This is a genomic window from Streptomyces sp. NPDC088197, assembly GCF_044741185.1.
GTDB lineage: Bacteria > Actinomycetota > Actinomycetes > Streptomycetales > Streptomycetaceae > Actinacidiphila.
Genome location: NZ_JBIUSD010000003.1, coordinates 502,865 through 515,021 on the forward strand (window position 1 = coordinate 502,865; position 12,157 = coordinate 515,021).

At 71.4% G+C, this 12,157-nt stretch carries 10 protein-coding genes; 3 read left to right on the plus strand and 7 right to left on the minus strand.

Going from position 1 to position 12,157, the window contains the following annotated elements:
• Positions 1-66: 66 nt before the first annotated feature.
• From ACIOC1_RS10695 to ACIOC1_RS10720, 6 genes are all read right to left on the minus strand, one after another.
• Positions 67-1,011 carry a 2-deoxy-5-keto-D-gluconate 6-phosphate aldolase domain-containing protein gene (locus ACIOC1_RS10695; protein WP_401304372.1) on the minus strand — a complete coding sequence of 315 codons (945 nt, stop codon included), beginning with the start codon at positions 1,009-1,011 and terminating at the stop codon, positions 67-69.
• A 50-nt stretch (positions 1,012-1,061) separates the two neighbouring features.
• Positions 1,062-2,129 carry an ABC transporter permease gene (locus ACIOC1_RS10700; RefSeq protein WP_401853302.1) on the minus strand — a complete coding sequence of 356 codons (1,068 nt, stop codon included), beginning with the start codon at positions 2,127-2,129 and terminating at the stop codon, positions 1,062-1,064.
• Positions 2,126-3,700, minus strand: a complete 1,575-nt coding sequence (locus ACIOC1_RS10705; RefSeq protein WP_401853304.1) for a sugar ABC transporter ATP-binding protein — start codon at positions 3,698-3,700, stop codon at positions 2,126-2,128. The genes ACIOC1_RS10700 and ACIOC1_RS10705 overlap by 4 nt, the downstream gene beginning before the upstream one ends.
• Positions 3,697-4,881 (minus strand): sugar ABC transporter substrate-binding protein, encoded by a 1,185-nt coding sequence (locus ACIOC1_RS10710; protein WP_401853306.1) that lies wholly within the window; start codon positions 4,879-4,881, stop codon positions 3,697-3,699. Before ACIOC1_RS10710 ends, ACIOC1_RS10705 begins: the two co-directional genes overlap by 4 nt.
• 59 nt (positions 4,882-4,940) lie before the next feature.
• Positions 4,941-5,735 (minus strand): DeoR/GlpR family DNA-binding transcription regulator, encoded by a 795-nt coding sequence (locus tag ACIOC1_RS10715; protein ID WP_355344578.1) that lies wholly within the window; start codon positions 5,733-5,735, stop codon positions 4,941-4,943.
• Positions 5,736-6,084: 349 nt separating this feature from the next.
• Positions 6,085-7,023 carry a helix-turn-helix transcriptional regulator gene (locus tag ACIOC1_RS10720; RefSeq protein WP_401853309.1) on the minus strand — a complete coding sequence of 313 codons (939 nt, stop codon included), beginning with the start codon at positions 7,021-7,023 and terminating at the stop codon, positions 6,085-6,087.
• A gap of 245 nt (positions 7,024-7,268) precedes the next feature.
• Here ACIOC1_RS10720 and ACIOC1_RS10725 point away from each other — a divergent pair, with 245 nt between their 5' ends.
• From ACIOC1_RS10725 to ACIOC1_RS10735, 3 genes are all read left to right on the plus strand, one after another.
• Entirely contained in the window at positions 7,269-8,747 is a 1,479-nt protein-coding gene (locus tag ACIOC1_RS10725) for an MFS transporter (protein ID WP_401853312.1), read from the plus strand.
• 199 nt (positions 8,748-8,946) lie between these two features.
• Positions 8,947-9,948 (plus strand): aldo/keto reductase, encoded by a 1,002-nt coding sequence (locus tag ACIOC1_RS10730; RefSeq protein WP_391047457.1) that lies wholly within the window; start codon positions 8,947-8,949, stop codon positions 9,946-9,948.
• A 106-nt stretch (positions 9,949-10,054) separates the two neighbouring features.
• Entirely contained in the window at positions 10,055-10,639 is a 585-nt protein-coding gene (locus tag ACIOC1_RS10735; protein WP_401304393.1) for a TetR family transcriptional regulator, read from the plus strand.
• Positions 10,640-10,715: 76 nt separating this feature from the next.
• Here the strand turns inward: ACIOC1_RS10735 and ACIOC1_RS10740 are convergent, their stop codons facing one another.
• Positions 10,716-12,098: a glycine--tRNA ligase gene (locus ACIOC1_RS10740; protein WP_355344566.1), complete on the minus strand. Its 1,383-nt coding sequence runs from the start codon at positions 12,096-12,098 to the stop codon at positions 10,716-10,718.
• Positions 12,099-12,157: the final 59 nt, after the last annotated feature.

The window sequence follows — 12,157 nt, forward strand, 5'->3', positions numbered from 1 at the left end:
CGGAATCCGCCGCTTTGTCCTGTCTACCGGTCGCGCACCCGTCCGTACGGCCACGGCACGGTCCGGTCAGCGCGCCGCGCTCGGCACGTCCTCTCCGAGGGAGTACGCGGTGACCAGCCGTCGCAGCCGGCCGGCGATCGAGGCGACCACCTGCTCCTCGTCGAGGTCCCCGCGGAGATAGCCGTCGAAGGCGTCGATCCACAGGCTGCGGCCGATGGCGAAGCCGATGTAGCCGTCCACCCCGCGGATCTGCCGCACCCACTCCGCCACCGCGTCCATGTCCGCGCCGCCGCCGAGCAGCACCAGGGAGGTCGGGTACGGCGCCCCGGCCCGGCAGTGGTCGGCGACCACCGCGTAGTCGGCCTCGGCGGCCAGCGGCTCCAGCTTCCACACGTGCGGCCACACGCCCGCGTCCTGGTACTCCGAGACCGTCCGCAGCAGCAGTTCCGTGTGGTGCGCGCGCTGCCAGCGCTCCTTGTCGCCGCCTTCCGCGGCGAGTTGCGCGTCGGTCGGCGGGACCAGCATCTCCAGCATGAAGGGCCGCCGGTTGGCCAGGCACCAGTCGAGCACCTGGCGGGCGCGGGCGGTCTGCCGGGCCCTGCGCCCGGCGGGCAGTTCGGGGTTGTGCACGATGAGCGCCTTGACCATGTCCGGGCCGAGCGCGTCCAGGCGGGCGGCGAAGTCGTCGCCGCCGGTGAGGACGAACTCGCCGGTGTTGATGTCGAAGACCGGGGACCGGCTCTCCTCAACGGGCAGCACCAGGCAGCAACCGGCCTCCCGTACGCGGGGGATGGTCCGTTCGCCGTACTCCTCGTCTATCAGCACCCCGAGGTTGGCCGGGTCGGTGCCGCCTTCGGCGATCGTGCGGACCAGCGCGTCGAAGGCCAGGTCCTTCACCCGGCCGAACGCCTCCCGGCGTTCGGCGGCCGGCACCGCGTCACCGAACAGCCCGCGCATCACCGCCCGGTGGTCCATGGCCAGGACCAGGAGCGGATGGGGGACGTCAGTCATCGTGTGTCCTTTCGAGAGGGGGTGGGGCAGCGGCCGACCGGGCGGGCGGGTCATGCCGGACCCCGGCGTTCACCGGTCCTGCGGCGGGCGACGAAGCGCGCGGCGAGGACGGCGACCAGCAGGGCGAGGCCGTTGAAGAGCGGCTGCACCCAGAACGGGACGCCGAGCAGGCTCAAGCCGTTGAAACCGACGGCGAGCAGCAGGATCGCGACGATCACACCGGGCACGTTGTAGAAGCCCGGACGGTAGGTGGTGACGCCCAGGAACGCGGCGGCGTAGGCGGGCAGCAGCAGGTCGGGGCCGAGACTGGGGGTCACGGAACCGGCCTGGCCGAGCTGGAGCACGGCGGCCAGCGAGACCAGCCCGCCGGCGCAGCCGAAGGCGAGGATCTTGTACCGGCCGGTGCGCACACCGGCCAGGAACGCCACGCGCTCGGAGCCGCCGATCGCGTACAGCCGGGCGCCGACCGGGGTGTGCTGGAGCAGGTAGAAGCAGATGACGGCCACGATCGCGACGATCCACACCGCCCAGGCGACCTGCACCGCGTAGCCGCGGCCGAGGGTCTTGGCCAGGCCGGGAACGGTGGTGAGGATGGCGCCGTTGCTGAGCATCAGGGTCATCGCGGAGAGCACGATGCCCATGCCCAGGGTCGCGATGAACGAGTTGATGCCGAACACCACGTTGAGCACACCGTTCCAGGCACCGGCCACCACCCCGCAGCCGGCCATCGCGAGGAACACCGCGGTCACCGGCCAGCCCTGGCCGGTCAGATAGGCGCCGAGCATCGCGCAGAAGCCGAGCAGATAGCCGACCGACAGGTCGAACTCGCCGACGATCAGCGGGAAGAGCACCGCCAGCGTCATCAGCGCGATCACGGACTGGCTGACCAGCAGCGAGGTCCAGTTCTGCCGGGTGGCGAAGTTGGGGGTGGCCATGCTGAACACCACGATCAGCACCACCAGCAGCACGATCTGGGCGTAGCGCTGGATGAGGGCTTCGCCGATCGTACGCAGGAGGCCGGCGCCGTGGGACCGCCCGGCGGTCGGCTGCCGGTCGGCGGTCACGGCGCCCCCGGTCAGCGCGTCGGGCTTCACTGTGTCGAGATCTTCTCTGCTCATCTCGGACCGTCCTCCTGTGGACTCGCCACGATCCTGGCCAGCTTGACGGGGTTGTCGGGGACGGGGATCTCCTGCGCCCCGGCGCCGGGGCGCAGCACCACCATCCGGTCGCAGTACGCGGTGAGCTGCTCGAACTCCGAGGAGAACAGGACCGCGCCCATGCCCTGGTCCACGCGTTTCCTGACCGCTTCGAACATCAGGAGCCGCGCGCCCGGGTCGACGCCGTTGGTCGGTTCGTCGAGCACCAGGACCTTCGGGTCGGTCGACAGCCACTTGCCGAGCAGCACCTTCTGCTGGTTGCCGCCGCTGAGGCTGCCGAGGGAGGCGGAGGGGTCGCGCGGCCGTACGTCGAGTTCGCGGATCACCCGGCCGATCGCCTCGCGCAGCGCCGACCCGCGGTGCCAGAAGCGGCGCAGCGAGGGGAGCGCGATGTTGTCGGCGACGCTCAGCACGGCGACGCCGCCGTGCGAGAGCCGGTCCCTGGGCAGCAGCGCCACGCCCTGCCTGCGGGCGGTGGAAGCGGTCCAGGCGCGGGTGGGTTCGAACCCCCGCAAGCGGACGGTGCCCGAGCGGGGCGGCACGCCGCCCGCGAGGAGATACGGCAGTTCGTCCACGCCGGAGTCGGGCAGGCCGGTGACGCCGACGATCTCGCCCGCGCGGATGTCGAGGTCCAGCGGGTCGAGCCGGTGGCCGGTCAGCCCGCGGATCTCCATCAGAGTCCGGTCCGCGCCGTACGCGGCCGGCACCCCCGCGCCGTACGCCTCGCGGGAGCCGGGGGCGGCGGGCTCCTTGCGGTGCCCGGCCCCGGCCGCCTGCTCGGCGGCCAGCCGCTGCTCAGGGAGCATGTACTCGATGATCCGGGCCGCGCTGACCTCGGCGGACGGTCCCTCGTACTGCGTACGGCCGGCCGCCAGCACGGTGAGGCGGTCGGCGTACTGGGTGATCTCGCCGATCCGGTGGGTGACCATGAGGACCGCCGTGCCCCGGTCGGCGAGCCTGCGGACCAGGCCGAGGACCTGTTCCGCGTCGTCCTGCCGCAGCGAGGCGGTGACCTCGTCGAGGACGAGGATGCGGCTGCCCTGTCCGGTGGCGACGGCGAGGGACACCATCGCCCGTTCGGCGGGGCCGAGTTCGGCGCAGGTGGTACGGGCGTCGACCGGCACCTCGTGCTCGTCGAGCAGCCGCTGCGCGCGCCGTACCAGCGCCCGGTGGCTGAGCCCGAGGGCGGGGACGCCCTCGAAGCCGCCGAGCAGCGCGACGCAGTCCGCGACCCTGAGCGTGTCGACCAGCGGCGCCTCCTGGTGGACGACGCCGACGCCCGCCGCGCGGGAGTCCATCGGCGACGACCACTCCTGCGGGGCGCCGTCCACCAGCAGGTGGCCGCTGTCCGGGCCGAACACCCCGCTCATGATCTTGATCAGGGTGGACTTGCCCGAGCCGTTCGCCCCGGCCAGCGCGTGCACCGCGCCGGGGACCAGGCCGAGTGAGACGTCCCACAGGGCCTGGGTGGCACCGAAGGTCTTGCACAGCGAGCGCGCCGCCATGACCTCATCGGTTGCCCGGGTGGTCACTTCGTGCCCCAGAGCTTGTGGTACTCGGCGGCGACGTCGAACGGCAGCTTCCACTGGTCGTTGTTGCCGATCATGTTGTCCTTGGTGAGCAGGACCGTGATCGCGCCCTCGTTGGCCGGTTCGACGGCGGGCTGCTTCTGCACCGTGCGGATCATCTGGTCGACGGTCGCGTAGCCGTACAGCGAGGGGATCTCGATGACGGTCGCGCCCTGGATGTCGCCCTCGCGGATGAACTGCCGGTTGATCGGGTCGCCGACCGCGCTGACCAGCTTGACCTTGGCGCCGAGACCGGCCTGCCTGATCGCGTTGACCTCCGCCGCGGCGGCGGCGTCGAAGCCGGTGTAGACGTAGGTGGCGTTCGCGTGCTGCTGGAGGGTCGAGACGGTACGGGTGCCCAGGGCGCCCGAGGCGATCTCGTCGGTGGTGAAGTTGACCGGCTTGAGCACCTTGCACGCCGCGCACTTCTTCATCTCGGCGACGAAGGCGTTGTACGTGACCGTGTTGGACAGGTACTCGCTGGTGATGACCGGCTGGACCACGGCGGTGCCCTTGGAGTCGGCGATCACCCAGTCCGCCTGCATCCGGCCGTTGGCGCCGTAGTCGGGTGCCACGTCGAGGTCGAAGTCGATCTGGCCGGGCTCCAGTTCGGGCTTGGGGTTGGGGGAGCCGGTGCCGTTGTTCATCGAGATCACCGGAATCCCGGCCTTCTTGGCTGCCTCCAGGCCCTGCTGGACGAGCTTGGAGTCGATGGAGACCGTGGCGATCACATCGGCCCGGTTGGAGACGGCGTTGAGGATCATGTTGTTCTGGGTACGGGCGTTGGACTGGCCGTCGTAGATCGTGGGCTTCCAGCCGAGGGTCTTCACGATGCCCTTGACCGCTTCGGCGGGGGTGTTGCAGCCGCCGATGGCGACACCGCACGGGATGATCGCGACCTTGATGTCCTTGGGTACGGTGACCGGCTTGTCGGTCGGTCCCGCGAAGGACTCGGGACCCTTCTGCGCGGCCTGCACCGCGGTGACGAACTGGCTGACGTCCTGGCTCTGCCCGGAGTCGGCCGCGCCGCTGTCACCGCCGGAGCCGTCGTTGGAGGGCGCGCACGCGGTGGCGAGCCCGAGCCCGATGCACGCGGCAGCGATGACCGCTGCCCTCGCCCTTGACGTGAGGACTGTGGAAGGCATACCTCGCTCCTTTGCGGTGGTACACGTCGCCGTGGCGGCGGTGTCTGCGGGATCGCTTGTCATGGGATCGGAACCACTTCGATCGCCAGCCCGGAGGTCTCCAGGGCCCGCAGCAGTTCCGGTGGGGCGTCGGCGTCGGTGATCAGGAGATCGGGCTGGGAGGTGTCGGCGAACCGGGCGAAGTGGTCCTTGCCGATCTTGCTGCTGTCGCAGAGGACGACGGTCCGCTTGGCGGCGCGGATCATCGCCTCCTTGACCGCGGCCTCGGCCGGGTCGGGGGTGGAGAAGCCGTGCCGGGGCGAGACCCCGTAGGTGCCGATGAAGGCGACGTCGACGTGGACGCGCGCGATGGCGCCGAGCGCGGGGGCGTCGACCTCGGCCAGGGTGTTGGCCCGGACGCGGCCGCCGAGGGTGTGGACGCTGAGTCCTTGTTTGCCCGCGAGCGCGATCGCCGCCTGGAGGCTGTTGGTCATGACGACCAGCGAGGGACCGCCGGGAAATATCTCGGCCATCCGGCCGGTGGTGGTCCCGGCGTCGATGATCACCGCGCCCTCGTCGGGCATGTGCTTGACCGCGGCGTGGGCGATCAGGTCCTTCGCCACCGCCATCAGCCGCCTGCGCGACTGGAGGTCGGGGACGAGGTGCTCACGGTCGAGGAGGATCGCTCCGCCGTGCACCCGCTGGACGAGACCGCGGCGCTCCAGCAGCACCAGATCGCGGCGGATCGTCTCCGACGTCACCTCCAGCCGGTCGGCCGCGGCGACGACTTCGAGCCGCCCGTTGGCCTTGAGCTGGTCGAGCAGCGCTCGCCGACGTTCCTCCGCGAAGTGCGCGGATGTGCCGTTAACGCTCATCGCGGGCCCTTCCGTGCCAACCTCACTTTTGCTTCGTGTGGAATTCATACCTGTATCCACGCAATGCCACAAGAGGCTGCGCGAGGAAGAGTGTCCGAATGAGACATTCCGTGGCCGATGAGCGACCAAACATGACCATAGAGTGACGAGTTGATTACCTGGAGGAGCGTGAAGCGGGCATTCCCTCCCATAGGCTCCCTATGGAAACGCCACACCCAGCATGGATCTGTGTGGATATTCCAAATCCGCAGACGCGTCCGGCCCCCCGTGCCGAGGAGGCACGGGGGGCCGGAAGGGGGGCCGGAAAGCGGATCTGCCGGCGGCCGGAAGGCCGGGGCTCGCTCGCGGATCAGCCCGCGATCGGCTGCCGCTCCCGCGCGGAGACCAGCGCGTGCAGCCGGTTGAGGCGCTCGCGGGTGAGGTCGTCGGCCGGGGTGTACGTGGTCAGGCGGGGGCCCTGCTGCGGGCCGAGCCACAGGTGGGTGAAGTCGAAGGAGAGCAGGCCGACTTCGGGGTTCAGATAGCGCTTGATGTGGCCGTCGGGCTGGAGCACCTCGTGCCGTTCCCACATCTCGCGGAAGTCGGGCGAGCTCTGCTGGAGCCGCTTGAGCAGCTCGCGCCAGGCGGGCTCCGCCAGGTGCTGGGCCATCGAGACGCGGAATTTGGCGGCCATCAGCCGGATGCTCTCCTCGCGGTCGACCATCCGCTCGCGCCACAACGGGTCGGTGAACGACAGCCACATGACGTTGCGGTCCTCGACGGGCAGCGCGTCCAGGTCGCTGACCAGCCGGCCGTAGGTGCGGTTGTACGCGATCACGTCGTACCGGCTGTTGACGACCGCGGCGGGCAGCGGCGCGAGCTGGTCGACCATGGCGAGCAGCGCGGGTGACATGCCGGGGCATTCCAGGTGCGGGTGCGGGTCGGCGGTCCCGGCGAGAGTGAACAGGTGCTTGCGCTCGTTGTGGTCGAGCATCAGGGCGCGCGCGATGGCGTCGGCGACCTGCCCGGAGACCTGGATCTCCCGCGCCTGCTCCAGCCACGTGTACCAGGTGACCCCGACGGCGGCGAGCTGTGCGACCTCCTCGCGGCGCAGTCCGGGCGTCCGGCGCCGACGGCCGGGCGGCAGCCCGACCTGGTCCGGCGAGATCCGCTCCCGGCGGCTGCGCAGAAAGGACGCCAGCTCCTGGCGGCGGCTCTCCGCGGCGGCGGCCTCGGGCACATCGGCCCCGGAGACGTCCAGCGAGACGTTCCCCTGACCCGACGGGGCGGCGGCCGAGTCCGGCGACACGGTCCCCGTCCGCGCGGGAACGGGGACCGAATCCGGGGAAACGGCGCCCGAATCCGGGGCGACAGTGCCCGGGCCCGGGGTCACGGTGCTCGGCGGGAAAGCGCTGGCGTCTGCGGTCATATTCCCAGAGTGCCCGATCCGGCAGCCGGTTGCCAGGTGGTGCGTATACCTGGATAAACGCTCTCTGGTACCACCCTGAGAACGGGTCCAGTGTGGACCATGTGACCGACCGAATGGAACCCACCATGACCTCCCGGGCTCAGGTGCTCCCCCGCGTGACCCGCATCGGGGCGCCCGCCCGGAACTCTTCCGTCCCCACCCGCTCGCACTCCCCCGCCCCGGCCCCCGGCCTCAGCTCCCTCGGCCTGCTGACCGTGCTGCTCGGCGCGGCGCTGCCGATGGTGGACTTCTTCATCGTCAACGTGGCCCTGCCCACCATCGACCGCGACCTGCACGCCGGACCCGCGGTCCTGGAGATGGTCGTCGCGGGCTACGGCGTCGCCTACGCGGTGCTGCTCGTGCTCGGCGGGCGGCTCGGCGACATGTTCGGCCGCCGCAATCTCTTCCTGTGGGGCCTCGGCCTGTTCGCCGTCACCTCGCTGGCCTGCGGTGTCGCCCCCTCCGCCTGGACCCTGGTGGCGGCCCGCGTCGCCCAGGGCGCCGCCTCCGCGCTGCTGCTGCCGCAGGCGCTGGCCACCATCCAGTCCGCGACCTCGGGCGGCGCCCGCGGCAAGGCGCTGAGCTACTACGGCGCGACCGCGGGCATCGCCAGCGTCGTCGGCCAGGTGCTCGGCGGCGTGCTGGTCTCCGCGGACATCGCGGGCAGCGGCTGGCGGGCGATCTTCCTGGTGAACGTGCCTGTGGCGGCCGTCGCGCTGGCGCTGGCGCTGAAGTCGGTGCCGGAGACGCGGTCCGCGCACCCGGCCCGTATCGACAAGCCCGGCACCGCACTGCTCGCGGTCACGCTGATCACCCTGCTGCTGCCGCTCACCGAGGGCCGGGCGGCCGGCTGGCCGCTGTGGTCGTGGGTGCTGCTCGCGGTCTTCCCGCTCGCCGCGGCGGCCTTCGTGGCGGTCGAGCGGCGCGGTGAGCGCGACGGCGGCAATCCGCTGATCCCGCCGTCGCTGCTGCGCGTCCACAGCGTGCGCAGCGGTCTGCTGCTCATCGTGCCCTTCTGCCTCGGCTTCGGCGGCTTCATGTTCGTCGTGGCGGTGGCCATGCAGGACGGGCTGCGCTTCGGGGCGCTGGAGGCGGGGGCCGCGCTGGCCCCGCTGTGCGCCGCCTTCTTCGCAGCCTCGCTGCTCGGTCCGCGGATGGTGGCCCGCTTCGGCCGCCGTGTGGTGACCGCGGGCTCGCTGGTCCAGGGCGTCGGCCTGGTGGCGCTGGCCGCGACCTTCCACTACGGCGGTACGGGTCTGGGCATCGCGGAGCTGGCGCCGAGCATGGCCGTGATCGGCTTCGGCCAGGGCTTCGTCCTGCCGGTGGTGCTCCGGATCGTGCTCAGCGAGGTGCCGGCCGCGCAGGCCGGGGTCGGCAGCGGCGCGATGGCGACCACCCAGCAGTCCAGCCTCGCGCTGGGCGTGGCCACTCTCGGCACCCTGTTCCTGACCCTGTCCGGTTCGATCGGCGTACGGGACGCCCTGGTCTGGGCGCTGGTCGCGCAGCTCGCGGCGGTGGTCGCGACGGTCGCGCTGAGCACCCGGCTGCCGCGCAGGATCGTCTAGCGGCGGGCACACCGGCCCGAACGGGGGCGCCGGGCCCCGCGCCCCCGAGAGGACCGGCCCACCGCCCCGGGCCGAGGACGGCCCCCAGGGGCACGGTCGCACGACATGTGGACTGACAGATGTTGATATCTGTCAGTCCACATGTGACGGTGGAGGCGCACACCCGTCCCGCCGACGACCCCGAAGGGGACCCCCACCGATGCGCACCCGCACCCTCGGCACCACAGGACCCGTCGTCTCCGCCCTCGGCCTCGGCTGCATGGGCATGTCCGGCGCGTACGGCGCCTCCGACGACGCCGAGTCCGTCGCCACCATCCACGCCGCGCTGGACGCGGGCGTGACCCTGCTCGACACCGGCGACTTCTACGGCATGGGCCTGAACGAACTGCTGATCCGCGACGCCCTGCGGGCCCGCCCCGGCAGCCGCGACCAGGCCGTCATCAGCGTCAAATTCGGCGCGCTGCGCGATGTCGAGGGCGGCTTCGGCGGCTACGACGGCCGCCCGGTCGCGATCCGCAACTTCCTCGCGTACTCCCTGAACCGGCTCGGCACCGACCACATCGACATCTACCGGATCGCCCGCGTCGACCCGGACGTGCCGATCGAGGAGACCGTCGGCGCCATCGCCGAGCTGGTCCAGGCCGGGCACGTCCGGCACATCGGGCTGTCCGAGGTCGGCGCGGAGACGCTGCGCAGGGCCGCCTCCGTCGCCCCGATCGCCGACCTCCAGATCGAGTACAGCCTCTTCTCGCGCGGCATCGAGGACCGGATCCTGCCCACCGCCCGCGATCTCGGCATCGGCGTGACGGCGTACGGCGTGCTCTCGCGCGGGCTGCTCAGCGGGCACTGGACCCGGGGCAGCGGCACGGAGGCGGGCGACTTCCGCAGCTACAACCCGCGCTTTTCCGGGGAGAATCTGGAGCGCAACCTCGGCCTGGTCGAGGCGCTGCGCGAGGTCGCGGACGGCAAGGGCGTCACGGTCGCGCAGGCCGCCATCGCCTGGGTGCTGTCCCGCGGCGACGACATCGTGCCGCTGATCGGCGCCCGCCGCAGGGACCGGCTCACCGAGGCGCTCTCCGCGCTCGACCTGACGCTGGACGCCGCGGACATCGCCGACATCGAGCGGGCCGTCCCGGCCGCGGAGGTCGCGGGCACCCGCTACGACCCCCGGCAGATGACCCATCTGGACAGCGAGCGCTGAGCCGGCGGCGCCCTGCCGCACACTGGACGGCGACGGCCCCGGCGATCACGGCGGCCGTCGCCGTCGCAGAAGCCGTGTCCCGACCCGCCGAAAGGCCGCCTCTCCCATGCCGCCGGAGCCCCTGACCCGTGACCGCGTCCTCGAAGCCACCGAGGACGTGCTGCGCCGCTACGGCCCCGCGAAGGCCACGGTGGTCGATGTGGCGCGGGCGCTCGGGGTCAGCCACGGCAGCGTCTACCGGCACTTCCGCAGCAAGGCGGAGCTGCGCGAGGCGGTCACCCAGAAGTGGCTGGCCGAGGCGCACGCGGCGCTCGCGGACATCGCCGCGGAGGACGGGCCGGCGCCCGAGCGGCTGCCGCGCTGGCTCGCCGAACTCTTCGCGGCCAAGCGGCGCAAGGCCGGGCTCGACCCGGAACTCTTCGCCACCTTCCAGGTGTTGGCGCGCGACAACAGCGGCGCCGTCAGCCGCCACGTGCAGGAGACGATCGACCAGCTCGCCGGGATCGTCGCGGACGGCGTCAGGCGCGGTGAGTTCGCCCCCTGCGACCGGGCGGCCACCGCCCGCGCCGTCTGGGACGCCACCTGCCGCTTCCACGACCCGGCGCACGCGGCCGAGTGGACCCTGCCGGGCGTCGACGCCGAGTTCACGGCGGTGTGCGAGCTGGTGCTGCGCGGACTGCGCGCGGACTGACGCACGGGACGACGAGGGCGGGGCCGCGCGATCCGGTCCGTCCGGATCGCGCGGCCCCGCCCGTGTGCAACCGGCGTCAGCAGCCCAGCAGTCGGCTGCCCAGGTAGGTCTCCACCTGGTCGAGCGACACGCGCTCCTGCTTCATCGTGTCGCGCTCGCGGACCGTCACCGCGTTGTCCTCGAGCGTGTCGAAGTCGACGGTCACGCAGAACGGCGTGCCGATCTCGTCCTGGCGGCGGTAGCGGCGGCCGATGGCGCCCGCGTCGTCGAACTCGATGTTCCAGTTGGCGCGCAGCGCGGTGGCCAGGCCCTTGGCCTTCGGGGACAGCTCGGGGTTGCGGGAGAGCGGCAGGACGGCGACCTTGACCGGCGCGAGGCGCGGGTCGAGGCGCATCACGGTGCGCTTCTCCATGACGCCCTTGGCGTTGGGCGCCTCGTCCTCGTTGTACGCGTCGAGCATGAAGGCCAGCATCGCGCGGTTGACACCGGCCGCGGGCTCGATGACGTACGGGAACCAGCGCTCGCCCGCCTCCTGGTCGAAGTAGGAGAGGTCCTGGCCGGACGCCTTGGAGTGCGAGGAGAGGTCGTAGTCGGTGCGGTTGGCGACGCCCTCCAGCTCACTGAACTCCTGGCCGCCGAAGTTGAAGCGGTACTCGATGTCGGCGGTGCGCTTGGAGTAGTGGGAGAGCTTCTCCTTGGGGTGGTCGAACCACCGGATGTTCTCCTCCCGGATGCCCAGGCCCGTGTACCAGTTCCAGCGCTCCTGCATCCAGTACTCGTGCCACTTCTCGTCCTCGCCGGGCTTGACGAAGAACTCCATCTCCATCTGCTCGAACTCGCGGGTGCGGAAGATGAAGTTGCCCGGCGTGATCTCGTTGCGGAACGACTTGCCCATCTGGGCGATGCCGAACGGCGGCTTCTTGCGCGAAGTGGTCTGCACCTGGGCGAAGTTGGTGAAGATGCCCTGCGCGGTCTCGGGCCGCAGGTACGCCACCGAGCCCGCGTCCTGGGTCGGGCCGAGGTGGGTCTGGAGCATGCCGGAGAACTGCTTGGGCTCGGTGAAGGCGCCCTTGGTGCCGCAGTGCGGGCAGTTGATGTCGGCGAGGCCGTTGGCCGGGGGCTTGCCGTGCTTGGCCTCGTACGCCTCCTCCAGGTGGTCCGCGCGGTAGCGCTTGTGACAGGAGGTGCACTCGGTGAGCGGGTCGGAGAACGTGGCGACGTGGCCGGAGGCCACCCAGACCTCGGGGGCGAGGATCACCGACGAGTCGATTCCCACCACGTCCTCACGGGAGGTCACCATGGCGCGCCACCACTGGCGCTTGATGTTCTCCTTCAGCTCGACGCCCAGCGGCCCGTAGTCCCAGGCGGCCTTGGAGCCGCCGTAGATCTCACTGCTCGGGAAAACGAAGCCACGGCGCTTGCTCAGGCTGACGATGGTGTCGATCTTGTCGGCGGCCACGGTGCTCTCTTCAGTACGACGAAGCGGTCAGTTGCCTCAGATTACCGGCGGGTGCGGTC

Bases quoted from the DNA above. Each gene is read 5' to 3' on its own strand.
- ACIOC1_RS10695 (WP_401304372.1), bottom strand. From the start codon at position 1,011: ATGACTGACGTCCCCCATCCGCTCCTGGTCCTGGCCATGGACCACCGG.
- ACIOC1_RS10700 (WP_401853302.1), bottom strand. From the start codon at position 2,129: ATGAGCAGAGAAGATCTCGACACAGTGAAGCCCGACGCGCTGACCGGG.
- ACIOC1_RS10710 (WP_401853306.1), bottom strand. From the start codon at position 4,881: ATGCCTTCCACAGTCCTCACGTCAAGGGCGAGGGCAGCGGTCATCGCT.
- ACIOC1_RS10715 (WP_355344578.1), bottom strand. From the start codon at position 5,735: ATGAGCGTTAACGGCACATCCGCGCACTTCGCGGAGGAACGTCGGCGA.
- ACIOC1_RS10725 (WP_401853312.1), top strand. From the start codon at position 7,269: ATGACCTCCCGGGCTCAGGTGCTCCCCCGCGTGACCCGCATCGGGGCG.
- ACIOC1_RS10730 (WP_391047457.1), top strand. From the start codon at position 8,947: ATGCGCACCCGCACCCTCGGCACCACAGGACCCGTCGTCTCCGCCCTC.
- ACIOC1_RS10735 (WP_401304393.1), top strand. From the start codon at position 10,055: ATGCCGCCGGAGCCCCTGACCCGTGACCGCGTCCTCGAAGCCACCGAG.